Source organism: Deinococcus terrestris, assembly GCF_009377345.1.
GTDB classification, from domain to species: Bacteria; Deinococcota; Deinococci; order Deinococcales; family Deinococcaceae; genus Deinococcus; species Deinococcus terrestris.
This window is the reverse complement of record NZ_WBSL01000020.1, coordinates 1-24,390: the sequence shown is the minus strand read 5'-3', so window position 1 is coordinate 24,390 and position 24,390 is coordinate 1. Positions and strand designations below refer to the sequence as shown.

The following is a 24,390-nucleotide window of genomic DNA, read 5'->3' as shown; positions in this document are numbered from 1 at the left end:
GCTCTGGCACTGATGACGGTCATGCCAGACGTTCATTTGAACCGCCTGCTCCTGACGTTCAGCAGAAACTCGGAATTTCTCCGCCAGCACGGCTATTCACTGCGCTATGCGAGGTGCAACTCCTGAGCAGCACTCTCTGTTTCCGGGCACTCAGTAACCGACAACTTCACCTTCAGCCGCTTCTGGAGCATGAGGTGAACGAAGATCCCTCACCCCCTCGCTGCGCAAGGCCCCTCTCCTTCTTGTAAAAGGGTCGGGAAACCCTTTCTTCAGGGGAGACTCATAGAGCTGCGAAGCAAAGGATTGGGCGATGGGTCTTCCCATTGAACCCGATCTTCTTTTAACTACCCTACGATGGAATATGGTGGTATGGTGAATCTCTTGGTTCGCGCTCAGTGGGACGCGCTTTCAGGAATAGCGCGTCTAGAACGTTGCCCACGACTCCGGCTCTGCGTGGATGTGGCGAGCATCCCAAGGACACCGCCCTGTCTTGCGCCTGCGTAGATAACGAGGTGCATGGCATTCACTTGCTGTTTTGTATGCCGTCCACAGGGCGCTGCAATTTCCTGTAGACCACCGGGTGTACTGTGGAAACCCGCGAAGCTCGCTTTGAATCAGATTGCCCCCATGGGGCGTGAATCAACCTCACGGTCTAACTCTCCAAGTTCAATTCCTGAATTCGACCAAGTTTTAGGACTGGGGCAGTCTCCAGCCAAATTCCCGGCTATCGAGCGGCGGGCGCACATTATAATGTGCGCCCGCCGTATTCTGCTCGGTTTGAGTTTCAACTCCCGCTCAGGAAAATGGAATCCTTTTCCACTGGCCCGCTGTTCAGTAGCCGACAACTTGGCTTTCAGCCGCTCCTGGCGCTGAGAACGGTGTCGTGAGCAAGGTCAGGAGATCGGAAAGCTCATCCAGACTCCAACGCAGGGCATGGCGGAACCGTTCAACGCCAGCTCGAATCAGGCTCACGGCCTTCCGGCCGTGGGCCAGCACCTTGATGGGCTTCTGAGCATCCAGCCAGATCCCGACCCGCAGACAACTGATCCAGGCCAGGATCAGCAGGCCGAAGAGCCGTTCGAGACGCTGCGGGTCGGTAATCCCCGTCCGCTCCAAGTCGAAGCCCCTGGACTTCAGGCTGCTGAAGGTGCATTCCACGCTCCAGCGTTGTCGGTAGAGCTGCCAGGTCTCCCAGACTCCGAAGTCCGTCGCCAGGATCACCAGGTCCCCAGCCGGGGACCTGGTGGCCACGACCCGCATGACCTCCCCGAACACGTACGCCCGCTCTGCCAGGGAACGAAAGGCTCCCATCTGAACGTCCCCGAACCATTCATCGGCCCGCAGCTCGTCCAGGACGGTGTTCTTACGAATCCGGATGGCTCGCCGAATCCCCTTGCGCCGGAGAAAATGGAACCACTCGCGCCCGACAAACTCCCGGTCGGCGACCAGGCCCTTCCAGCGCGACGCTGGAAGGGCCTGTAGGAGGCGCAAGACCAGCCACATCCGGGCCTTGGTGTCGCTGTTGCCCGTGTGGTCAAGGGCGATCCAGACCAGGGGGATGGTGTAACCGTGCACGACCGCACCCAGCACCAGGAGATTGAGCGGCGCCGCTCCATGTTCCCAGGTGGTGCGGTCCAGGCTGAACAGCAGCTTCCCGCTGGGAAGCTGCGCCAGCAGCAGGGCGAGGAAGACGTGGGCAGTGAGTTGCGGGTCATGGACGCCGCGTTCCACGCGGCGCTGCTTGGCCTCAGGGTGCTGTGTCCGGGCAGGTGAGGCGCCAGGTCCCGATGAGTCACGCTCTGAGCGGTGACCATGGCGAGGACGAGGTCGACCATCCGCTGGAGAGTGTCGATGCGGAGCATCGGCACACAGGCTTTGAAGTGGGCGGTGAGTTCGCTAGCCTGAGGCTGGGCGGGTTTTGATGGCTGCACACCTTCAAAACACCGCCTCTTGTCGTTCCTGTCGAGTGTCACAGCTGGGTTGAGACAAATTCTGCGGCAGGGACGGCCTTTCACCCAAGTTGTCGGCTACTGAGCCCGCTGACTATGGGCTCAAAGCTACCTAAAACTTGTCAGGCATTGCTTTAGGGAGAAACCACCGGGTCTTCACTACCACGGACGGGAGTTGGCGGCAGCGGCGGGATGGGATGGGGTCGCCCGTTCACAGCGCGGGGAAGCGAGTCAGACACTTCTTGAAAGCTTTGTTCGGCGGCGGCCAGCGTGGTCACGGTCAAAATCAAAAGGCAGAAGATCGAGCGAAGCGGGCGGGTCGACATGAAGCCTCCGAGTTCAGGTGCAGTGAAGTGCAACCGGCCGGGGGATGGGACCCTGCCCTGCTGCCTGCCATAAACATACGAAGACCACCAGAAAAAGAAAGGGAAAGAAAAGGGAAAGCGCTTGTTGAGTCCGATCAGGAGGGGGTATGGGCGCAAACGGCTGAACCGGGCTAGCCGTCTGCTGGGGTCATTTCGGTGGTATGAGCTGGCCGACATGTGGGGAAGGGCCAGCGCTGTACTCGCGGGCCATCATGCGGACGTAACGCTCGTACGAATGGGCGGCCAAGAGGTGTTGTCCAGCATTGACCTGAGCGAGAATCAACCCTTCGTACCCCTGTTCGGACGCTGGGTCGAGGACAAGGACCTGCTCGTACGCCGCGATAGACCCCACGAGGTCACGCCCGAGCTCCTCCGTGGCGTACTTCAGTGTGGCACGCACCAACCCTTCGCGCAGGCTGTCGCGGTAGTCGGCGGCCCATGCCGACTCCGCTTTGGGCAAAAAAGCACCTTCTATTGCCCACGCGGCCCGGAGGTGTTCTGCGGTCCCTTCCACGCAGGCCCTCCGGATGAGGTCCGTGTCCAGGGTGATCTCGTATTCGGGCGCGAGCTGATACTGCCCCCCGACCAGCGGGACTGGGTTGGCCAGGCCCGGGGAGACCTCGCTCAGGGCGAGCCGCAGCCGCCTGACCGCCACGCGGAAGTAGTCGGCGTGCCTCGGATCACCGGAGCCGTCCCATAGCGCATCGACCAACTGATCGCGTCCGGCCGGGCCATGCGTGAGCAGGTACGCGAAAAGTTCAGCCGCCTTTGCGAACGGGAAGGACACGGGTTGCCCATTGACCTGCGCAGCCAGGCGGCCATAGGTGACCACCCTCAACGCCCAGCGCTGCGGCATGTCCAGATGATCATGGGGAGGAGAAGCGAAGGGCTGTCCGTCGCGCTCGGCGTTCCCTGAGGGTGTGTCCGCCCTAGGAACGTATAGCCTAGTGAAGAGGGCCGTGGAATTCTCCAGCCATGAGAGTGGCGGGGGTTCCGGACAGGCGACGGATCCGGCGTGACCGAGCGCCCGCGCGAGGTGAAGTGCCTTCCAGCGGTGCAGCGTAAAAATGTCTGTTTCGGCCGAGAGCGTGAACGCCTGGACGGCCTCCTCTCTCTCACCGTCAGCCAGGGCGGCCAGGCCTGTGAGGTAAGCCGTGAGGGCAGCCGCTTCCGGATGTCCGGACGGCTGCATCTGGTACAGCCACGCCCGGGCCTGCTCGGGCTCCTGCCGGGCGAAGGCCACCTCCGCCAGGCCGCCGAGGGATTCGAGAATTTCTAGATCGGACTGGCGGCTCAGGCTGTGGTGTAAGGCCCGTTCGTAGGCCCGCCCAGCCTCGCTGTATTGGCCAGTCGCGGCGAGCAGTTGGGCGCGGCCCTGCCACGCGTCACGGTAGGCCGCGGGAGTCGCCTGCTGGTCGGGCAGGTCCGGATGCGTCAGCAGAGGGGAGTGCTCGGGCCGGTCCTGCACAAGGAAAGACGCCGTGATGGTCGGCAGGCTCCACACCCGGGCAAGTTCCTCCGGGCTGGCCTGAGCCAACGTCAGCAACCCGGTGGCGAGCCGCACGTACTCCTGCTGCGCTTCCAGATCCATGGTGTACAGGACGGTCACGGTCCGTTCTATATGGTCCGGAATGCTCGGCGCACCCTCGCGCTGGAGTTGCCGGGCCAGGGCATGCGCTTCCGGACGGCGGCCGGTGGCGACCAGCAGCACGATCCTTATCAGGGCGAGGTAGTCCTCTTCTGCGCGGGAGGTCTGATACGCGGCGGCATGGTCGAGTTCAGTCATGGCCTGCTCGTAGCGGCCTTGCAACATTGACATGGTCAATCGGCTACTTTCCCGCTGGAAGCCCAATTCGTCCGGCAGGGACGCCAGAAAGTCATCCGCCTCGGCAAACCTGCCCGCCTGGACAAGGGTGTACGCGTACGAACTCCGCAGACCCGGCGTCCGAATGTCCGGCAGTTGATCCAGGACCGAGAGGATGGACCGGAGTTCCCCACGTTGCCAGGAGTGGTACACCCAGCTCTGAATACTCTGTTCGGCGGCCTCCTGATCGCCAGCCCGCAAGTGCGCCCGCATGGCCTGCACGGCCCGCCCGGCCCGCTGGTATGCCTCAGCGACCCGGCGGTACGTGTGCCGGGCGTGCGCTGGGTCACCGGAGAGTTGCTTGCGTAACCAGCCCAGCAGTTCACGGTGAGGAAGTGCCGTCTGGTCCGCCGTCGTCGAGATCGGCAGCCCCGAACGCCGCAGTTCGTCCAGCCAGCCAGCAGGCACGGACAACTCCGCCGCCCGAATCAACTCTTCGTCCCATTGGTCGAACGCGCCCAGGTCAGGCAGAACAGCCTGAAGCGTGGGAGGGAGTTGCGACACGAGTTCGCGCAGCAGTGTGTCCACCCCGACAACCTGGGCGGCGCCGTTGCGGTGCAGGGCAATGGCGATAGGCCAGCCAGCCAGTTCTGTCACGAGTTGCTGGGCAGTCTCCTCGTCGGCGGCCGTAGCCTCCCGAGCCTCGTCGACATTGAACCTCAGGTGGTCTGTGGAGACGATGGCGCACAGGCCTGCGGCCGACAGCCGGGCGAGCGGCGCGGCGAGCACGCCGTAACTGCTCACCAGCACCTGATGCCCTTCGCGGAGGTGCTCGACGAGCAGGGTCAGCCAGCGGCCACTGTCCTCGGAAAGAATGTCGGCATTGTCCAGGACCAGGCTGACGTTCTGATCGGCCGCATTCAGCGCCTCGGCCAGATCGACCGGCCGCAGGGGTACGTCCGGCATTCCGGCGGGCAGATGCAGTTCAGGGAGGGCCGACTGAAGCGCGAGCGCAACGGAATGCACGAAATCTGCGAAGTCCGCCGCGTCGGCGTCCAGGGTCAACCACGCCGTGGGATGCGGGCGACGCCTTGCATCCTGAGCCAGAAGCACTGTCTTTCCATACCCGGACGGTGCGATCACCGCGACAAGAGGCACGTCACGGACCTCACTCAGTTTCTGCAGAGCTTCGTGGCGGATGAGTTCAAACCGCAGGGGTCGGGGCGGCGTGAAATTCGGCATGAAGTGACTCCGGAGGAAAGTGACGATTTCAAGGGCAGGTGGTGGAGTGGCAGGACGCAAGGGCCGTGCGGAAAGGCAGGAGATCATGCAGGCAATAGCGGAGAACCGGCCGCGTTTTCCAGTTTTTTTCCGGTGGTCCTTTCATTGTGACACTGATGACCACAGAGGCTCAACGAGGTTTGTCGCCCAGGCCCGCCTTCGCGAGAACTGCCCGTGCGTACAGCCGGTCATCAGGTCACCAGAGGCTTTGACTGCCTTGGTCCGCTCCGCTTCCCTGCCCTATCTCACGCACACTTCTGAGGTCCCGAAATGAAGAGCCGATCAGTGGTGCGGCCACGCTGGCCTCCGGCGCATCCACCGTGCTGCCCGCCCCCACACTCAGCGGCGCCGTCAAGTAAGCGCTGTTTTACCAGGTCCGACGTTCGGAGAAGCAGGGGGACACATTTTTCCTTCTTGCCCGGACCTCTTCACCGCCGTGCCCGGCAACGGGCCTTTCTGGAGGTTTGCTGACATGAAACAACCCTTCCCGATCACGCTGCTGGCCCTAACCGCCCTGGGTGGCCTGGGCCTCTCGCAGGCCACTCGTCCCGTCACCGCCCCGGCTCTTCAGGCGCAGACCCCGCTCCAGTTGCAGACCTCCATCAAAGCCTCCGGAAAAGGCGTCTTGACCGGGGCTCCGACCGTGACTCAGGCCCGCATCATGCATGTTCCTTCTTCCCAGAGCCGCCAGGCCTTCTTCCTCGGTGATCAGGTCCTCTTCCTTGATGGACAGCAGGCCAGCTTCGGCAATCTGTCCACCGTTAGCGACGCGGCCTTCAACGGCCCAGCCGGTCCCCAAAAAGGCAAGTAGATCCGACTTCTCTAGCTGGTCGCGCTGGCACTTTGCGAGGCAGCAGCGTCCGACGTCCCAGGCCGCTTCTCCTTGCGGCCTTTCTGCAGTTCTGCTACCAGGGCACCCCTACACCCGTGAGCATCACTCTGCCTGCACGATCAGCCACATGACTGAACAAGTCTCTGTGGAGGTTTCCTTATGAAACACTTCCTCTCTCTCGCCGTGATGACTGTCAGTGGCGTGTGGCTGCTCGCTCACTTCTTCTTCACGGCGGTCTACGTTACCCCGCAAAATCCCCTGAAGGTCATGACTGCTGGCGTCATTAACCGGTACATCGACACGGTCTTTACGCAGGCCTGGACGCTGTTCGCCCCGAACCCCATCCAGGCGAACACCTCCGTGATGGTCCAGTGCCTGCACGAGAAGAAGGAAAGCGTCCAGTCCCCGTGGTTGGACATTGCGCAGCCCCTGTGGCACGCCCACCAAGAGCGGCGTTGGACGGCGTACGACCGCCTGAGCCGTACCATCACTAATCCTGTCCGGGATTACATGTCCGGCCCGGCAGACCTGAAGTACGTGATAGACGCTTGCCAGCGCGGCGACCAGGACTTATGCACCCTGGGTGAGCAGAGCTTAACCGCTTGGCGCAAGCAGTCCACTGAACTTCTCCGCGCACCCGTGTCAGCCTTCTGCGCCGACCAGGCCAAAGCGGCAGGCATCCGGCCATACACCTTCGTGAACGTGCGTCTTCACCTGGAAACGCCTCCGGCTTGGCCAGAGCGGTTTACTGGGAAGTCCGAGCGGCAACAAGTCGTTGTAGGCACGCTACACACCCTGCCGATCGCCGCGCCCGGCTTCTACGCGCCTGCCCCGGCCCTACTGGCCTTCGAAACGAGCCTCGGCCACGACCGCCATGATTCGCAGGCACCTGTCATCTCCCTGTTACACCGCAGCGGCACCTCTGCCAGTTTTCCCAGGGCTGCCGTCAGCGGAGGTCGGTAACCGTGCCCCAGCACTGGAGTGCTCTGAGAACCTTCTTTCGCCGCCTCAGCACTGAGCCTCTCCACCGCACAGGCGTGCGCGCCCTGCAATGCGGAGTGGCCCTCGTCATCCTGTTTCGCCTCTTCACCGAGTGGCCGTTCGCGGCGTACCTGTGGGGTCCACAGGGCGTCGGAACGGACCTGTCCGTTGAACTCGGTCCGTTTGGCATCCCCGTTCAGGCGCTGTTCATGCAGTCCTGGGGCGTCCACTTGGTGCTCCTGTTGATGCTCGTCGCGGCTGTCCTGCTGCTGCTGGGCCGCGTAACCCGCTGGGCGACCCTGCTGGCCCTGGTGACGTATTGGCTGATCGGAATGCGCAATGAATCACTCGGTGACGGCGGGGACAACGTCATCCGCATCCTTCTGTTCTATATGGTGCTGTTCTTGCCTGCCGACGCCCCAAATCCGGAAGGCGTTCGGACCCGAACCTGGCTGCATAACGTTGGAATCGTTGCCGTGATCCTTCAGGTGATCGTCGTATACGCGGTCGCGGGCCTCAGCAAGGTTATGGGCGAACTGTGGACGAATGGCACAGCCATGTACTACATCGCGCAGGTCGACTGGTTCACCACTCCTTATTTCAAGGAACTGTTCAAGAACGTCTGGCTGGCCCCGCTCGCTGCATACGCCACCTTAGCCTACCAGTTGAGTTTCCCCTTCTTGGCCCTGAGCCGCTACCGCCTGCCGCTGTTCGCTGTGGGAATCGGATTCCATCTGGGCATCGCGGTCATGATGGGCCTGATTACCTTCTCCGCCATCATGATTACGCTCGAGCTATTCCTGATTCCTGACCGGGATTACGCCCGAATGCACCGCGCCCTTCTTAGGAGCCGGGCCTGGCTGCTGCAGCGATTTTCGAAAGTCCGGGGGGTTCAGGCATGAAGCGATCATCTCCTTCCGGATCCTGACAGACCTGCCCCACGATGGGCCACCCGATAAAAGCCTCGCCTCTTAAGATCGCCCCCTCTTGATTTCCCCTGAAACCGCTCACTGAAGGAGCCGCCATGACCCACACTGTCACCGCTTTTCCCTGTCCGAACGACCAGACGCCTATGCTTGAGGCGGTCTTGCGTCAGAGCCGCCTGCTTGTCCAGATGAAAGAAGACGCCGGGTTCTTCAACGCCGCCGGCAGCGTCTTGCACCTGAGAACCTGTCCGCAGTGTGGCCTCACGCAGTTTTACGCCGTGCCTACACTCACCGGACGGCAGGGAAGCAGCGCAGGATGAATCGCGCCGATTACGACGTGGTCGTCGTCGGCTCCGGCCCGAATGGACTGAGCGCCGCCATCCGTGCCGCCCAGGCTGGCCTGCGGGTGGTGGTGTTCGAGTCACATGCCACCGTCGGCGGCGGCGTCCGGTCCGCCCCCCTCACCCTGCCCGGCTTCACGCACGATGTGTGCAGTGCTGTCCACCCGATGGCGGCCGCCAGCCCCTACTTCCGCACGCTGCCCCTGGAACAGCATGGACTGGAGTGGGTTCACCCGGCCGTCCCCCTCGCCCATCCCCTGGAGGACCGTGCCGCCCTCCTGCACCGCGACCTGGACTTCACGGCTGCGCAGTTCGGACCCGACGCCGCAAAGTACCGCACGCTGTTCAGGTCGCTCACTCGGCATGCCGAGCACCTCATGCAGGACGTCATGGGTCCCCTGCCCCGCATTCCACGTCACCCGGTCACCCTGGCACGCTTCGGCCTGAAAGCCCTGCAGAGTGCCGAGGCGCTTGTGCGTCCGTTCCAGGACACCGCTCTGCGGGCCATGATCGCCGGACTCGCCGGGCACTCCGTCCTCCCCCTGACGGCCCCCGGCACGTCTGCCATCACCCTGATGCTTGGCCTGGTCGCCCACACCCACGGGTGGCCCTTTCCACGGGGGGGCGCCCAGGCCCTGTCGGACGCCCTGGCGAGGCACCTCACGGCCCTGGGCGGTGAGATCGTCACCGACTACCCCGTCCGGAATCTGCGCGACCTGCCGCCCGCACGCGCCACGTTGCTCGACCTCGGACCTGGGCCACTGCTCAATCTGCTCGGCACGGACCTGCCCGCCTGGTACCTGAGCGTTTTGCGTCGCTACCGGTACGGCCCAGGGGTATTCAAGGTGGATTACGCCCTGAGAGCACCTGTGCCGTGGCGTGACCCGGCCGTGGCGCAGGCCGGGACCATTCATCTGGGCGGAACCTTTGAGGAGATCCGGCAGGCCGAGGCGTCGGTTGCTGCCGGCCGCCATCCGGACCGACCCTTCGTTCTGGCAGCGCAGCACACGCCGTTCGACCCGGGCCGAGCCCCAGCCGGCCAGCACACCCTCTGGGCGTACTGTCATGTCCCCCCCGGCTCGAATCGGAATATGACCGCCCAGATCGAGGCGCAGATCGAACGGTATGCCCCCGGCTTCCGGGACGTCATCCTGCACCGCTCTGAACGCACGGCCCTGGCGTACGAGTCGTACAACCCGAATTACGTGGGAGGTGACGTGAACGGTGGACAGGCGACCCTCTGGCAGCTCCTGGCCCGGCCGCTCCCTCTGCCCTCGCCGTACCGCACGCCACGCCGCGGCCTGTATCTATGCTCCGCCGCCACTCCGCCTGGCGGTGGTGTGCACGGCATGTGCGGTTTTCATGCCGCAGACCTCGCCCTCAGGGACGCCAGGGTTCCTCTCCGTGTTTCAGAGCGCGTCCACTCCACCCACACCTCCAACTCTAGTGCTACCTCTTAACAGACGTTTTCGGGCGCCTGTGGATAGAACGCGGTTGCCCCTTAGTCACAATTCCGTCCTGCTCGACGCACAGCACCCCTTGTCGCAGAGTGCGCTTCTAGAGGTCACGCCGCCTGTGGCCGCTTCCCCACCCGCGTCGGTGGGATCACTCGGAACGCGTCGAGCAGACCGCAGTTCCGCAGGGCATTCACCACCAGAGCGGCAAGGCGGCTCTGTGCCCGGTTGCCCATCTGCTGGTCCTGCCGGATGTCGTGCAGCACGCGGGCCATGATGTGGGTGACGTCCCTGGTCCAGTCCTGACCCTGGTCTGTCCAGTATAGGCTACTCGCCACCGACCCGGGTTGAAGTTCGGAGCGGCCAGGTGGTCTCCGCGACGGTCCTCTCCACGGGGGGGCGGTGCCGGAGGACAGGCTGGCAGGCCTCCCAACGATTGGTGGGCTTTACGCGTATTACACGGGCTTGATTGAGCGTGAGCGCCTAAACTCCGGAAAGCTGCGTGAGCCGGCACACTACGTTCGATCCCATATGCCCGGTTCCGAGCCAGATCAGCACTGGGATCAGGACGCGGGGCGTGCAGGACGGCTTCGGGGCCATCCTCCTCTCGGACTACACGCCCCGGCCCCGAGCCTGAGGCTTGGGGCGTTGGCACCGCCGCTCACCATTCCGGCTCACCGACACCTGTGCCCCCCGCGATCCTCCTCCCTCGCGGCGGAAGCGGCCAAGACCGTGATCTGGTGAAATGGGTTCAACCCATCTCCTGTTGCGCTCTCATCCGCCGTCCGTCACCCTGAACGCACCAGCCTCCGAGGCCGCCGACAGCGCAGCCTACGCAGGGAGGCAGCCCCCGGCCAGCCGGGCACCGCAGCGGGGCCACTGGACCGGGCAGAACGCGGCCCTGTAGACGCTTTCCTGCCCCCCGCAGCCCCGTATCCTGCCCTCATGAGTGCCCTGACTCTGGCCCGCGTGCTCGCGCAGCACTTCCCCCAGGTCCGGGCGCATGTCCGTGCTGGGGTGACCTCTGCCGCTCTGGACGCCGCGGAAACCAGCCTGGGGTTTCCCTTTCCCCAGGAGGTTCGGGACACCTATCAGGCCGCGGACGGTCAGGACGCCCCCCTGCCGGGCGTTCTGCTGGGCCTGACGTGGTTGCCGCTGGATGAGGTGGTCCGTGAACATGCGGCCTGGCTGGAGCTGGCGGCCGACGATGCCAGCCTCACCAGCAGGCCAGCGGGGGCCGTTCAACCGGTTACCTTCAGTGCTCGCTGGCTCCCCTTCGCTTCGGACGGCGCAGGCAACGGTCTGGCCGTGGATCTCGACCCTGGCCCGGCGGGAAAGGCCGGACAGATCATCACCTACGGGCCGGACGAGCGCGAGCGGCTGGTCCTGGCCCCCAACCTTCCCGCGTTCTTCTGCTGGGTGGCCGAGCAGATCGGGGCCGGACGCGTCACCGTGAAGGGTGACGACGTCCGGCTGGGTGGGCAGGCATCCTTTCTCGACGCCGCCCGCATCCTCTTTTAGCTGCACCCCTTGCTGATCAGCCAACTCACCGCCTGCTGGCGGTAGGTCGTGCCATTGGAGCCACCGTACGCCGCGTTGTCGAAGGTCCGCGTGAACACTTCTCCGTTCACCTTGAATTCCAGCGTCCAGGTGCTCGGCGTATTCGTGCCCGGAGTCGGGTAGGTCACCCGCGCCAGATAGGTCAGGCTGTTGGTCGCCAGCCGCGTGCACAGCGCCGCCTGATTCTCGATCTGCGCGTAGTTGCCGCGGTTGAAGTTCTCCTGCTGCGGGGCCATGTTGGCCCGCCGCCCCCAACCCCCGAGCTGGCTGCCGATCAGGTGCCCGCCGTCGTACCCGGCCGCGTTGTCCAGGTTGCCCACGGTCCCCTGGCAGGTGGTGTCGCGGGCCGCCGCGCTGATGGGAGGAAGGTACCGGTAGGCGCTGCGGGGTCGGCCCTCGGCGTCAATGTAGTAGTACCCCCCGCCGATGGAATGCCAGGTGTTCAGGTCACTGCCGCTGAACCGTCGCGGGCAGCCGTCGGCGAGCTGGGCGCTCAGGGCGTCGTGATGGCGGTAGCCCATACCGTATCCGGCAAAGAAGGCGCGGGCCTGCTCGGGGGTCATGTCGCGCGTCCGCTCGCTAAGGGCCACCTCGCCGCCCACGTCCGCGATCAGGCGGTCGTAGGGGTCGGTGGCGACGGGCATGGGGGTCTGGGAACAGGCGGCGAGCAGCAGGATGGGCAACAGCAGGACACGCTTCATGGGGACACCTCCGGGGAGAGCTCGTCCAACCCAGAGATGAACGTGTGATGAAGGTGTCATGAGCTTCAGTCGGGGAGTGCCGGACCGGCTGCGATCTGGAGGGGCAAGGTCAGTAGACCTCGCGTTGGAATAGGGCAAGCATGTCAGGCGTGTGTGTGAGGCGCGATTACACTGATCACATGGACGGCCTGATGGATGTGCTTCAGACCCTCGACGTCGCCACCCGGCCGCCCGCCACCAACGCCCAGTTGCTTCACCTGGGGGAGGCACTCGGCTCTCCCCTGCCAGCATCTCTCGCCGCGCTCTACCGCGCTTTTGATGGACAGGACGCCTCCCAGACAGCCCTGGTCTTCCGGCTGCTCAGTCTCCAGGAAGTGCAGGACCTTCTCCAGGACGGCGATGACTGGTCCGGTCTGCCCGCAGAGGCTCGGGTGTTTTTCGCGGACGACCACGGCAACCATGCGTTCGTCTACCTGTCCGGTCCCCTCCTCGGCAAGGTCGGCCTGTATGACCATGACGAGCCCACCGCCGAACCCGTCTTCCGGAGCGTGCCGTCGTTCCTCACGCATCTGATCGCCAGTGGCAACCGCAGAATGCACTGGGAATTCAGGGCGATGAGCCGGGACTATCCGGCACGGGTGGACCGCCATACAACGGCAGAACTGGCCTCAGACCGGGCTTTGGCGGCCTACTACCTGGAGACTTGGCAGAACAGCGAGGACGAGGAGGATCGTCTGGCCGCGGTCTCCACCGCGATGACCCTGCTGCCGTATCAGGACACAGATCAGATCATTCCCTTTGCCCTGGACCAGGGGCTGGGAGTGGTGGAACACGCCTGCATTCAGCTAGGACTTCGTGAGTGGGAGGCAGCGGTCCCCACGCTCCACCAGGTGGCCCTGGACGGGTTCCCGAATGCCCAGAGTGCCGCCATTTCAGCACTTGGGATGATTGATGTGCCCGCGGCGGGTCAGGCGTTGGTGGACGTGCTGAGACGCCGGGCACCCACAGCGCAAACGTGGGCAGCGGCCTTGGCCCTGCAACAGCACGGGTACACCGTGGTGCTGGAGACGAATGGAACTGGACAAATGCGGGCCCGTCATGACCAACCGTGGGTGCCGTTTCCTGATCCGCCCTCGTCTCCTCTCGGCGAGCACCAGACAGACTACAGTTGACGCTCCAACAGAAGCTCCCTGATACGTGCCGCACTCGCCCTATCCCCGGCGTTTGTGGGGCTCCCAACAGGATGGCCAGGAGCGGCATGGCACTGTGGTTGCATGGCATTCAAGGTCGGTGACCGGGTGACGTGGCAGAGCCACGGCGGCGAAGCGCACGGCAAGATCGTTCGGATCGCGCACGAGGACGGCGAGGACGGCGGCTTTCACTACCGGGCCAGCCAGGAAGACCCCCGGTACATCGTCGAGCTGGAGGACGGCAAGCAGGCTGCCCATACCGAACAGGCCCTCTCGAGGGCGTAAGAGCAGACGGCCCCGTTAATCGGCCGCACTCGCCCAGCCGGCCACCGGCAGCTCGCTGAGCCGCATGACCCGCAGCGTGATGGCCCGACCTCTGGCCGTCACCTCTCCCTGCACGATCAGCGCCCGCGCGTCGCGCAGCAGGACCCGGTGCGCTTCCCACAACTCCGGGCTGATCACGGCCTGGACCCGGCCGGAGCTGTCCTCCAGCACATAGAACGCAAAGCCGCGAGCGGTCGGAGGGCGCTGCCTCGCCGCGATCAGCCCCGCTGTCCAGGCTTCCTGACCGTGCCGAAGTGCCCCGACGGGCACACACCCCACGTCGCGCAGCCTCGCCCGGTGCGCGTCCAGGGGATGACGCCCAGTTTCCGAGACGCCTTTTGTCTGGAGGTCCAGCGCCGCCAGTTCGTCCAGGGGCAGGTCGGGCAGGTCCGGTGCGCCGGGCTGAAGGCCCAGGAGTGCCCGCGTACCCGCCCTTCTCGCGTGGGCGACCGTCTGGAGCACGTACAGGGCCTCCCGGCGGTTTTTCAACCGGTCCACCCGGTCGAACGCCCCCGCCCGTACCAGGGCCTCCAGCGCGTCCCGCTTCACCTCCACGCGGTCATAGAAGTCCTCGACGGACAGAAACTTTCCGCCGCTCAACCGTTCCTGCACGATGCTCCGGGTCGCCTCCACGCTCACCCCCTTCACGGCGCTGAGGGGCACGCGCACGGCCTTCCCCGTCTCCGCCCGGTAACTCACCCCACTGCGGTTGATGCAGACAGGGAGGAGGGACACGCCCCAGCGCCCCGCTTCATGACTCACCGTGCTCGCGGGCCACATCCCCGGCGCCTCCGTCAGGACCCCGGCCAGAAACGCTGCCGGGTGGTGCTGCCGCATCCAGGCGGAAGCGTAGGAGTGCTGCGCGAAGGCGTGCGCGTGACTCTCGGCGAACCCGTAGCCCCGAAAGGCCGCACACATCCCGAAAACCTCCTCCGCCTCGTCCGGGAAGGCGCCAGTGGTCAGCGCGGCCCCGGAGATGAACAGGTCGCGGAGCCGGGCCAGTTCCTCCGGGTCTTCCACCTTGCTCAACCGACTCCGGAAGCGGTCGGCGTCCGGCCACGAGTATCCCGCGTAGTGCACCGCGATGCGCAGAATCTGCTCCTGGAACATCAGTGTGCCGTGGGTGGGCGCGAGGATGGTCCGGAGCGGTTCGGGCAGGTCCGGAACAGGTTCTTCCCCCCCAGCCCGCCGCACGTAGGGATGCACGGTGCCACTCTGAATCGGCCCCGGCCGCACCAGCGCGATCTGATGGGCGAGCTGCGTCATCGTCTTCGGTTGCAGTCTCGCCGTCATCTGCACCTGGGCCGGGGACTCGATCTGGAACAGCGCCATCGTGTCGCCGCTGGCGATGCGCTGCCAGACCTGAGGATCATCCGACAAGTCCCCGTACTCCACCCAATCCCCGGTCAGGCGCAGCACTTCTTCCCTGGCCCGCTCCAGGGCCGCGAGCATCCGCAACCCCAGCAGGTCGAGCTTGATCAGCCCCAGCCGCTCCACGTCGTCCTTGTCGAAGGTCAGCATGCGGATGCCGCCCGAGCTGCGGGTCAGGGGGCTGTGGGAGGTGAGGGCCGACGCACTCAGCACCACACCCCCCGAATGAGGCGCCAGGTGCCGAACGAAGCCCGGCTCCACTCGCTCCAGCAATCTCAGCAGCGCGTCCTTCACAGGGGCTTGCCCCAGCACCTCCGTAAAGACCACCTCCGCTTCCCTGGCCCGGTGGGGCCGGTGATGTCGGTAATCCCGGCCCAGGGCACGCGAGAGCCGGTCCCGCAGCTCGGGGGGCAGCGCGAGCGCCCGGCCAAGATCCTGCACCGCGCTGGGCAGGCGGTAGGTGATGCGGTTGGCGACCATCGCTTCGCCCGTGCCGCCCTCCCCCCAGCGCTCCTCGACCCACCGGAGGACCTGATCCCGCCTGGAGCTGGCGATGTCGATGTCCACGTCCGGCATGACGTTCCGTCCCGTGTGCAGGAAGCGCTCGAACAGCAGGTTGTGCCTGATGGGGTCTGACAGGGTAATCCCCAGGAGGTAGCAGAGGACTGACCCGGCAGCGGACCCTCGCCCGGCGGCCAGAATGCCGTGTGTCCGGCAGTAATCGGTCACCTCCGCGGCGGTCAGAAAAAAGCCTGCCAGGCCCAGGCTCCGTACCGTGGCAAGCTCCTGGCGCAGTCGGGTGTCGGCGGCCACCAACCCATCGGGCGCGTACTTCTCACTCAGCGCCTCGAACGCCCGTTCCTCCAGCGCGTCCTGCGGGGTCTGGAAGGGCTTCAGGCGAGGCTCAGGAGACTGCACGCGCTCGGGCAGGAGGTCGAGCGCACACACCTCTCCCAGCTTCTCCGCGTTCAGCAGCGCATCTGGGTAAGGTAGGACCCTTCCCCAGCCCTCCGGTGTCCCCACGTGCCGGGCATCATTGCGGGGCCGTTCCGCATGGGGCGTCTGCACGTCGATGCCCAACCGGGCGCAGGTCAGGGCGTCCAGTAGGGGGTAGTCCTCGGGGGCCGCCATGCAGACCTCGGGCACAGCGACGGTGGGCAGTTCGAGGTCTCGTGCCAGGCCCCGGATGTACTCCAAGCGGCGGCGCTCGTTCGGGGCCGCGCCGTGCGAGAGCTGCACGTAAAGGTCGAAGGGGAAGCTGGGCCGAAGGGTCCGGAGGTACCCGGCGGCCCGTGCGATCTCCCGCCGCTCGCCGAGGAGGGTGGGAAACCCCAGGCGTCCCCCAGTGAGGCACGCGAGGTGGTCCCGCCCACGCGCCGCGACATCCTGCAAGACCGGCAGCGGCACCCCCTCCGGACTCTCCAAGTTCACATGCGTGATCAGCTCGCACAGCCGGGCGTATCCTTCTCTCGACTTCGCCAGGAAGACGAGCGGGAAGGCTTCGGTCGCCACCGGGGAACGCGGCGGCGCCGGGAACAGCACGGGCAGAGTCACGCCGATCACGGCCCCCACCCCTGCTTCCCGGGCCGCCTCGCACAGCTCCACAGCCCCCGCCACCGAGCACCAGTCGGCGAGCCCGACCGCGGCATACCCCCGCCCGGCGGCGACCTGCACCAGCCGCCTCGGACTCACGGTGCTGCGGCCCTCCGAGAAGTAGCTCTGACAGGCCAGGAGGACATTCAGGGTGCGCCTCATGGTCAGTCCTGCATCCTCGCTAGCCACCAGCGCCCTCCGGGGCTGTCCTCGTGGTGCAACTCCGCCGTCAGTGGCCCGGCCTGCACCAGGAAGCACGTCCTGGGGACTTCATCCAGCCACCACCGCCCCCCGTACCGCCACTCGTCGAGGATGACCTGCACCCGGTGGGCGCGGCCCTTCCAGTACACGTCCAGGGGCCTCCCCTCTTCCACCTGCCGAACCGTGACCTCCTGCTGCACCGCCCTCACGGGTCACGCCCCTCAAAGAACGCGAGCACCTGATTCACGGCCTGCTCGCGCTTCCTGACCGGGGGCATCCAGGTCTGCCGGGGCGTCATGGCTCCCGTCCGCACCGCTCCAGTGACCCAGTCCACCCACTGGTACTGCGCGTCCACGGCGTAGGCGAAGGGGTCGAGCCACTCCACGCGCACCAGGGCCTCCGGAAAGCGGTCGAGAACCGCCTGAGTCACCTCCAGTTCCGCCAGACCCGCCCACAGGCCCACCATGCGGGAGGGCTGCTGGAGGCCGGAGAGCTGCACGGTCAGGGCGTCGATTCCGAGGGAGAGGGCGCCCGTCTCGCCCAGAGCCAGTCCGGCCACGCGGGTCAAGCCGCGCTCGTCCAGCGGCCACTTCAGCTTTCGTGTCGCGGAAAGCCTTCCCCCCACCGTGTCCGCATGAACGGTGAGGTACGCGCAGGTCCGCCCGCGCAATTCGGCCAGCACTCCGGGCACAAGGTCCTTCAGGGCGACCTCGGTCTCCCCCGGCTCATGCAGGGGGCTATCCAGACGCAGGCTCGCCTCGACGACCTTGCCAGGGACGTACCGGGCGACTCCGGCGGTCCGGTCGCCCCGCAGGAAGCGGTTGATCCTCTTGCCCACGTCCACGCCGAGGAAGGCTTCTCGCTGCGCGGCACTCCAGCCCATCAGCCCCCCCAGATCCCGCACCCCCAGGAAGTGCAGGCGCTCGATGTGGCCGGGCGTGAGGCCCAACCCCTGGAGGTGCTGGGTGCGGGACAGCTTCAGGAAGGCGGACTCCACGCCCGGTACAACCTCCCGCACTTCCCCCGGACTGGCTCTCAGCGCGGCAAGCTGCGCGACTTCCAGACTGGCGGCCAGGCCCACCGGGGTGTGCAGCGCGGCGGCCAGATCACGGGCGGCCGGAGCACTCACCTTCAGGTACGCCAGGCCCGGCTCCCGGCCTTCCACCCGGTCGCTGTAGCGGGCGTAGAGGACTTCCAGCAGCTCGGCCCATGCTGCTGTGGCCGTCGGTGCGCTGACCACTTCGGCGTGCAACTCCGGGCAGCGGGAGAGCGCCGCTGTCTCCCGCATGCCGGGTTGGACCCCTGCTTCAAGGGCCTCAGCGGACGCGAACACGACCTTGCGGCTCCCCTCCCCAAGGACGGCCACGGGGATGCCGGGATGCTGCCGGGCGAGCAGCACCAGCGGCCAGGGCGCGAGTTGGACACAGGCCACCAGGGGCGTGCGTCCAGGAGCCATGACTCAGCCCCTCCCCTGCGTGGTGCGCGGCACCCCCATGCCGAGCCTCGCCACCATCCGGCCCTGCACCTGCACGTCTCCTGCGGGGAACGCCATGCGCGGATGCTCCGGGTTCTCACTCATCAGCACCACTTCATCGCCGAAGCGGTAGAGGCGCTTTAAGGTCGCCGCATTCTCGCCAGGAATCAGGACCACCGCCACTTCCCCGTCCAACACTTCCACGGCTGGGCGGACCAGCACGTAATCCCCGTCCATCACGCCGATCCCGGTCATGGAGTCGCCCCGTACCTCCAGCAGGAAGTCGCCGTCCCGCACGCCCAGGAGGACATCCAGGCTGGGCGTGCGGTGATCGGGCGCTTGATCCGCGAGCACGGGCGGGCCAGCAGCGATCTGCCCGTAGATGGGAATGCCCTCGCCCACCAGCAAGCGGGCTTTCTCGGTGAGGTAGAGCCGCCCGTAGGTGCCCTGTTTTTCGATGAACCCCAGACCCCGCAGGGCTTTGAGGTGGAAGGAGATGGTCGCGGGGGTCAGGCCGCAGGCGCTGGCCAGTTCGGCGGCGCTCGGTGGGGCGCCCTGCTCACGGGTGAGGCGGGTGAGGGTGCGCAGCAGGGTATGGCGGAGCGCGGTCAGACGGGGCGGCATGCGGGGGGACCTCCAACTATCTAACAACTCTTAGATAGTTGGGGATATAGTGAGCGAGGTCAGGTTCCGCGTCAAGTCCCTTCCAGACGTGCGAAAGCCGGGATCAGAACGAGGCAGCGAGGTTACGTCATGGACAGATCCGTGGAAATCCGGTTCGTGCCCCCGACGACATCCAGATCAAGGTGAGTGCCGCCGCCACCAACACCCGCAAGTGGAATGTGGAGCGTTTGATTGACTACCTATGGGAGAGCCTGGAGCCGCGCATCCAGGGGGAACTGGGGGAGGACGTGGCGGTGCGGGTGGTGGCCGCCCGGCAACCGGACATCCGGCTCAACGACGTCAAGATCAAGGGGGGCGTAACGGAGTGGAAAGCGGCACTGGGGGAGGCAATCGGGGACGCGATGGGGGACATTGAACCCGAAGACTTCCTCAACACCTGAGGGACGGCTTCGGCTGTCTGTTGATCTGTACCATCCCTTCGCCCGAGCCCTGGCTCCCTCTCCTGCGTGTCGGCGCGGCGCCGGGCCGCTTCCTCGGGGGTCGATCTGCGGCATGAAGTCGCCGCCATCCTGTTCCCTGTGCAGCATGTCACCCCTGTTGCAGTCCGCGTCGCCCCGCATAGAGCGGCAAGTGGGCTTCGTGGGGCGCTCGCTGTCGGAGGCGTCCCCAGCAGCCCAGGTCTTCTTGCAACGAGCCAGGCGATGAAAGGGGTGAGGCAAATGCCTCACCCCAAGCTCTAGGGCGCTTGGCGCAGGTTCCTGTTCCTCCCCAACTCTATGGACAGTGACTCACTGCTTCACGCTGGGCTTCTCGGGCAGGGCCGCGCCGCGCTCGGCGTAATAGACCAGCCAACTGGTCATGTGGATGCTGGCGTCCCGCGTGGCCCCTGCTTCCAGCACAGACACGTGATCCACGCCGTCCACCAGCGCCTTGTAGGTCAAGGTATGGGGACCCACGCCGGTGACGGCCGCGCTGAGATCGGCATTCCAGAGCTTCACCCCCTGGCCGGGGCACCAGTTGTTGCGGCCGTACACCCAGGTGCCCGCCTGGTTGGGCACCACACCATCTTTGACTTGCTCGAAGCACCCAAAGACCGTCTCCGCCACCGGGTTGCTCAGTATGAAGTCGCGGCCACTAACCGTGACATGGTGGACCGTGTTGCAAAACTCGGCGCAACTCTTGCTGTCATTGAACCCGTGCCCGGTCGCCAGCGTCGAGAACTCCACCTTTTTCGCCCAGGCGGGCTGCTCGAAGGTCACCGGGGCCTGACGGGTGTTGTAGGCCCCGTCCCCCATCGCGCCGCCGAACTTGAGGGGCACCGCCCAGACCGGAATCAGGCTGTTGCCCCTGTTCTGGAAGCGCAGGTTCATGGTCACTTTGTAGGGCTGAACCGACCAGTAGGCCAGACGCACTTTGCCGTTGACGGCCTTTTCACGCAGGACGGCCAGGAGCGGGCTCACGTCGGTGACCCAGCGACCGCTGTTCCAGTAGGGCGTGATGTCGCGGGCGATTTCCTGGGTGCACTTGGTCAGGTCGAGGGGGTCGCAGATGTAGAGATTGGTCTCGTAATCCCAGGGCGGGCACCCCGACTTGCGGTCCGTGGTGCAGGTCAGGGCGCGGTCCAGCTCCAGCGTGTCGAACTGCGCGAAGTTGGTCGGGAGGGTCACGTCGGCGTAGATCATCTCCTTGCGCCAGCCCGGATCTTTGGCAACCTCCCCCCTGAAGACCGGGGTGACCGTGACCTTACCGCTCTTTTCCTCGCTTTGCAGGCGGGTTTTCAGGGCAGTTTCCCAACTGAGGTACTCGCCTTCTTTGCGGACCGACGCGAAGGGGTCCACCGGCTTTTCCCCGTCCGCCTCCAGCAGGGAGTTGAACACGTAGGGAATCGGGCCGGTGTCCGTGGCACTGCCGTCAGGGGAGATTCGCAGCACGCCCGGAGCGACGCGCAGGTTGGTGAGTGTGACCCGGGCGGCCTGGCCTCCCTGGAGCGCCCCGACAAGCTGCGTCCCCTCGGCTTTGGGCAGCATGGCGAGAATGGCCGTCTTACAGGTGTCGTTGCAGTCGCCGCGAATCACCCCGATGGGACTGTCGTTGTTGACCAGCAGCACGGCCGCCGCGCCGCGCTTGGTGGCGGCCTTGACCTTATCGGTAAAGCCGCAGGTGCCGCGCAGAATCACCGCCGCCTTGCCGCTGATGTCATTGACGGGAGCCTTGTCGCCGCAGGCGTCGTTGCCGTACAGCACGGCGTCAAGCTGAACGCTGCCCTGGAAGCTCTTGCCGATGCCCGAGTCACCCACGGCAATGGCCTGGACGCTGCCGCCGTTCCAGGTAGCCTTCACGTCGCGCAAGTCGGTCCCCCACTGGTCCAGCACCTTGCCCAGTGCCGAGTCCGGGCCGGGAGGGGCGCTCGCCACCACCACATTCACGCCACTCAGGCCCGCAGCCGCCGTGCGGAGTTCCTGGGCACGGGCCTGGATCTCGGCGTCGGTCGCCCCACCGGGGAGGAGCAGATACGTGACGTCCGCAGGACTGCCTTGCAACTGCCGGAGGTCGCCTTGCCAGATGGCGGCGCTCTCGGGGGCACGGGCATCTTTACTCACGACCACCACGTTCTTGCCGCTGAGATTCACCTTTCTGAGGGTGCCCCAATTGCGGTACCAGCCGATTTGCAAAAGTCAGCGTACCTCAGCCCGCCTGTTCGAGGCGGGCGAATTCGTTCGGGGTCCGTCCACCGAGCGAGGTATGCGGCCTGACGGCGTTGTAGTCCTGGCGCCAGGCAGAGAGGATCAGGCGTGCCTGATCCAAGCTTTGGAACCAGTGCAGATTCAGACACCCGTCCCGGACACGGCCGTTGAAACTCTCGATGTAAGCGTTCTCGACGGGCTTCCCCGGCCGGATGAAGGTGTGCGTGATGCCACGCCCATGGGTCCAGAGATCCAGGCCCTTGCCCGCGAACTCTGGGCCATTGTCGGTGGTGATCGACTGCGGTGCCCCCCGGAAGCGGACCACCGCTTCCAGAGCGCGGACGACGTCATGCCCGGTGATGGAGGTCCCGACGTGCATCACCAGGCACTCCCGGGTGAAGTCATCCACGACGTTCAGGACCCGAAACCGCTGCCCGGAGGCCAGCTGGTCCGACATGAAGTCGAGGCTCCACCGCTGATTGGGCGCAGAAACCGCAGGTTTCTGCTGTCGCTCTCCTACACTGAGCTTGCGGCGCTCCTTCTTTCGAACGGCCAGCCCTTCAGCCCGGTAGATCCGGTAGACGCGCTTGTGGTTGACGGTCTCGCCCTCTCGACCCAGCATCAGGTGAATCCGCCGGTACCCGAACCGAGGTCGCTCTCGGGCCAGTGTGCGGAGACGCTCGACCAGGCGTTGGTCTTTTTCCCTTTTGGGGCTGTTCCGTCTTTGCGTGGTCCGGGAAAAGCCCAGCACCCGGCAGGCCCGACGTTCGCTGACCGCAAAAGAATCCCGCAGCAGGGTCACCATCTGCTTTTTGAGGGGCGTCTGCGCCTGGGACGACGTCCCAGGCGTCACCACTTTCGCCCCACCACCTCCTTCAGCATGGCGTTGTCGAGCGACAGATCCGCTACCAACTTCTTCAGGCGCTGGTTTTCTGCTTCCAACTGGCGAAACTTGCGGGTCTCGTCTTTGGTCATCCCACCGTATTTGGCTTTCCAGCGGTAGATGGTCGTCATCGCGACTCCATGGAGTCGCGTCAGATCGCTCAGCGGCGTGCCTGCCTCAAGCTGCCCGAGGATGTCCAGGATCTGTTGTTCGGTGTACCGTTTGCCTTTCATGTGCCTCCAAGTTTGCTGCTCGATTTGCAATCAGACTGGCACCGGAAACAGGGGCAAGGTCATTTCCCTGAGCGGTTTGCACGGTCAGCGCGTTGGGGTCGTTCGGCGACGTGAACAGTCCACAGCCACTGAGCAGGAGAGCCGAGGTGACGGAAACAAGAGGCAGAGCACGGTGCATAGGTCCCCCCAAGCATCCCCGAGAGAGGGTCGGGATGCGACACTGCATTGAATGTTGGAGGGAAGATACCCCAAATGTAGCGAATGAAGCTATTGCCCAGCCGGAAGAGCCAGGGGGGAGTTATTCTTAATGAGGCCTCCCGCAACGCAGGGTCATCCGGTGGAGAACGGCTTTGTCGTCAGCCGCTCGGCCATAGCCAATACCTCTCTTGGATTCAAAATTCCTTTGAACCACACCAGCCGCTCGTCGAAGTCGCTGGGGTCCACCCCCGCCCGCTCCAGATTGAGCCGCTCGGAGACGCAGACGATCACGTCCGTGCGTCCCGACTTCCGCAGCAGGTCGAACTTTTTCCGTAGGTACTCCGGGCGCCAGTAGCCCACGATCTCCACCAGCACGCTGCGCCCGTCCTCGTGGGCGAGGCGGAAATCCGGCAGGATCACCCCCCCCGGCACGGGCACAAGGTCCACCTCGCGCTCCAGCCGCCAGGGGGTCTCCAACTTGGCGAAGCGCTCGGAGAAGCCACTCTCCAGGGCGCTGTCGTACTCCTTGGGCTCGGGGTAGTGGCTGACGTACCCGTCCTCACTCGTCAACCCGAACTGCCATTCCTCGTCTTTGGGGTCCACCCAGGCGAGGTCCCGGCGGGGTTTGAGGGTGGCCGTGAGGTCCCATTTCGTGACGTGCAGCAGCGCGGGCAAAAACTTCGACAGCGCCAGCCCGTAGCGGGTAGTCCCGCCAAAGAGCGAGGTCGGACCATCCAGGGTGAGGGTGAAGCCGTGGACCGGATCGCCCTCCACCGTCAGCATCAGGCCGAAAAAACGCGTGTATTTCAACAGTTGCTTGTACCGGGCAGGCTCATTGGGCCGGGCCGTGAGGATGAGGCTGTAGGCCCGGTACAGCACCCCCTGCGCCTGGGCGAGATCCCACCGCTCGATCAGGGCCTGCGGCTCGGGCGGATCAAAGGCCACCAGGGTCTGCTGGTCCGGAAGATCGGCATAGAGGGCGGCGGCCACGTCCTCAGCCGAGAGGGGCCGCTCGACCGAGAGGGACCGGGCGGCCTGCTCCAGCACGAGGTCACGCCGCAGTCGGCTGGGGGGATGCGCCTGGGCCAGCTCGAAGACCCGCTCCCGAACCAGGGACGGCTCCACGTCCCCGCCTGCCTCGAAGGTACTCGACCCGTTGGTCAGGAGATGCGCCATTCCCCGCAGGATTTTAAAGTCCGGCCTTCCAGCCGCCAGCACTTTCAGGTCCTCGTCGAGGTCGGCCCGGCGTTTGCCCAGGTTGGCCTCGAAGGTCCGGATCAGCGTCTCTGCGAGTTGGTTGTGGCAAGTTGTTGGCGCGCAGGAACCAGAGGGGCCCTGGAAGGCAGGTGGCCTGAAGTTCAGGCCACCTGCCACACGATCTCTTGCCACGTTCTGAAGGCGACCTGCTGATGGTGACGGCG

General features: G+C 65.4%; 19 protein-coding genes and 3 pseudogenes. 10 read left to right on the top strand and 12 right to left on the bottom strand.

Annotated elements, in window-relative coordinates; all coding sequences use genetic code 11:
• Positions 1-381: 381 nt before the first annotated feature.
• Positions 382-592: pseudogene (locus tag F8S09_RS18085) on the top strand (IS701 family transposase); the annotation flags it as partial.
• A 239-nt stretch (positions 593-831) separates the two neighbouring features.
• Here F8S09_RS18085 and F8S09_RS16690 read toward each other — a convergent pair.
• From F8S09_RS16690 to F8S09_RS16680, 3 genes and pseudogenes are all read right to left on the bottom strand, one after another.
• Positions 832-1,814: pseudogene (locus tag F8S09_RS16690) on the bottom strand (IS4 family transposase).
• A 269-nt stretch (positions 1,815-2,083) separates the two neighbouring features.
• Positions 2,084-2,275, bottom strand: a complete 192-nt coding sequence (locus F8S09_RS16685; RefSeq protein ID WP_152872590.1) for a hypothetical protein — start codon at positions 2,273-2,275, stop codon at positions 2,084-2,086.
• A 187-nt stretch (positions 2,276-2,462) separates the two neighbouring features.
• A complete protein-coding gene (locus F8S09_RS16680; RefSeq protein ID WP_152872589.1) occupies positions 2,463-5,360 on the bottom strand; it encodes a hypothetical protein in 2,898 nt (965 codons plus the stop codon).
• Positions 5,361-5,871: 511 nt separating this feature from the next.
• Between F8S09_RS16680 and F8S09_RS16675 the strand changes: the two genes are divergently transcribed.
• From F8S09_RS16675 to F8S09_RS16655, 5 genes are all read left to right on the top strand, one after another.
• Positions 5,872-6,210, top strand: a complete 339-nt coding sequence (locus tag F8S09_RS16675) for a hypothetical protein (protein ID WP_152872588.1) — start codon at positions 5,872-5,874, stop codon at positions 6,208-6,210.
• A 180-nt stretch (positions 6,211-6,390) separates the two neighbouring features.
• A complete protein-coding gene (locus F8S09_RS16670; RefSeq protein WP_152872587.1) occupies positions 6,391-7,194 on the top strand; it encodes a DUF5819 family protein in 804 nt (267 codons plus the stop codon).
• A gap of 2 nt (positions 7,195-7,196) precedes the next feature.
• Entirely contained in the window at positions 7,197-8,114 is a 918-nt protein-coding gene (locus F8S09_RS16665; RefSeq protein ID WP_152872586.1) for an HTTM domain-containing protein, read from the top strand.
• A gap of 122 nt (positions 8,115-8,236) precedes the next feature.
• Positions 8,237-8,458, top strand: coding sequence for a hypothetical protein (locus F8S09_RS16660; RefSeq protein WP_152872585.1), 222 nt, complete (start codon positions 8,237-8,239; stop codon positions 8,456-8,458).
• Complete coding sequence (locus tag F8S09_RS16655; RefSeq protein ID WP_152872584.1) at positions 8,455-9,939, top strand: phytoene desaturase family protein; 1,485 nt, start codon at positions 8,455-8,457, stop codon at positions 9,937-9,939. The genes F8S09_RS16660 and F8S09_RS16655 overlap by 4 nt, the downstream gene beginning before the upstream one ends.
• A gap of 104 nt (positions 9,940-10,043) precedes the next feature.
• Here the strand turns inward: F8S09_RS16655 and F8S09_RS17805 are convergent, their stop codons facing one another.
• The gene (locus F8S09_RS17805) at positions 10,044-10,199 is read right to left on the bottom strand and encodes a hypothetical protein (protein ID WP_194165413.1); all 156 of its coding nucleotides are present in this window, start codon (positions 10,197-10,199) and stop codon (positions 10,044-10,046) included.
• Between the two features lie 679 nt (positions 10,200-10,878).
• Between F8S09_RS17805 and F8S09_RS16650 the strand changes: the two genes are divergently transcribed.
• Positions 10,879-11,454 carry an SMI1/KNR4 family protein gene (locus tag F8S09_RS16650; RefSeq protein ID WP_152872583.1) on the top strand — a complete coding sequence of 192 codons (576 nt, stop codon included), beginning with the start codon at positions 10,879-10,881 and terminating at the stop codon, positions 11,452-11,454.
• Here the strand turns inward: F8S09_RS16650 and F8S09_RS16645 are convergent.
• Positions 11,451-12,194 (bottom strand): DNA/RNA non-specific endonuclease, encoded by a 744-nt coding sequence (locus tag F8S09_RS16645; protein ID WP_194165412.1) that lies wholly within the window; start codon positions 12,192-12,194, stop codon positions 11,451-11,453. The two genes, F8S09_RS16650 and F8S09_RS16645, sit on opposite strands and share 4 nt — an antisense overlap.
• A 179-nt stretch (positions 12,195-12,373) precedes the next feature.
• On the opposite strand from F8S09_RS16645, the gene F8S09_RS16640 reads away from it, so the two are divergent.
• Positions 12,374-13,366 (top strand): HEAT repeat domain-containing protein, encoded by a 993-nt coding sequence (locus F8S09_RS16640; RefSeq protein ID WP_152872581.1) that lies wholly within the window; start codon positions 12,374-12,376, stop codon positions 13,364-13,366.
• Positions 13,367-13,468: 102 nt separating this feature from the next.
• The gene (locus tag F8S09_RS16635; RefSeq protein WP_152872580.1) at positions 13,469-13,669 is read left to right on the top strand and encodes a hypervirulence associated TUDOR domain-containing protein; all 201 of its coding nucleotides are present in this window, start codon (positions 13,469-13,471) and stop codon (positions 13,667-13,669) included.
• Positions 13,670-13,684: 15 nt separating this feature from the next.
• On the opposite strand, the gene dnaE is transcribed toward F8S09_RS16635, so the two are convergent.
• The 4 genes from dnaE to lexA are packed head-to-tail and all read right to left on the bottom strand — an operon-like array spanning position 13,685 to position 18,971.
• Positions 13,685-16,834 carry a DNA polymerase III subunit alpha gene (dnaE, locus tag F8S09_RS16630; RefSeq protein ID WP_152872579.1) on the bottom strand — a complete coding sequence of 1,050 codons (3,150 nt, stop codon included), beginning with the start codon at positions 16,832-16,834 and terminating at the stop codon, positions 13,685-13,687.
• Between the two features lie 2 nt (positions 16,835-16,836).
• On the bottom strand, positions 16,837-17,082 hold the full coding sequence (locus tag F8S09_RS16625; protein ID WP_322618887.1) for a DUF6504 family protein: 246 nt from the start codon (positions 17,080-17,082) through the stop codon (positions 16,837-16,839).
• Positions 17,079-18,329, bottom strand: coding sequence for a Y-family DNA polymerase (locus F8S09_RS16620; protein WP_152872578.1), 1,251 nt, complete (start codon positions 18,327-18,329; stop codon positions 17,079-17,081). Before F8S09_RS16620 ends, F8S09_RS16625 begins: the two co-directional genes overlap by 4 nt.
• 3 nt (positions 18,330-18,332) lie before the next feature.
• The gene (gene lexA / locus F8S09_RS16615; RefSeq protein WP_152872577.1) at positions 18,333-18,971 is read right to left on the bottom strand and encodes a transcriptional repressor LexA; all 639 of its coding nucleotides are present in this window, start codon (positions 18,969-18,971) and stop codon (positions 18,333-18,335) included.
• A gap of 182 nt (positions 18,972-19,153) precedes the next feature.
• Here lexA and F8S09_RS16610 point away from each other — a divergent pair, with 182 nt between their 5' ends.
• Positions 19,154-19,411: a hypothetical protein gene (locus tag F8S09_RS16610; protein ID WP_152872576.1), complete on the top strand. Its 258-nt coding sequence runs from the start codon at positions 19,154-19,156 to the stop codon at positions 19,409-19,411.
• Between the two features lie 348 nt (positions 19,412-19,759).
• On the opposite strand, the gene F8S09_RS16605 is transcribed toward F8S09_RS16610, so the two are convergent.
• The 3 genes and pseudogenes from F8S09_RS16605 to F8S09_RS16595 form a co-directional block, all read right to left on the bottom strand.
• Positions 19,760-21,601, bottom strand: coding sequence for a peptide-N-glycosidase F-related protein (locus tag F8S09_RS16605; RefSeq protein ID WP_194165411.1), 1,842 nt, complete (start codon positions 21,599-21,601; stop codon positions 19,760-19,762).
• A gap of 55 nt (positions 21,602-21,656) precedes the next feature.
• Positions 21,657-22,771 (bottom strand): annotated as a pseudogene (locus F8S09_RS16600) (IS3 family transposase).
• A 330-nt stretch (positions 22,772-23,101) separates the two neighbouring features.
• Positions 23,102-24,331 (bottom strand): DUF790 family protein, encoded by a 1,230-nt coding sequence (locus F8S09_RS16595; RefSeq protein WP_152872591.1) that lies wholly within the window; start codon positions 24,329-24,331, stop codon positions 23,102-23,104.
• Positions 24,332-24,390: the final 59 nt, after the last annotated feature.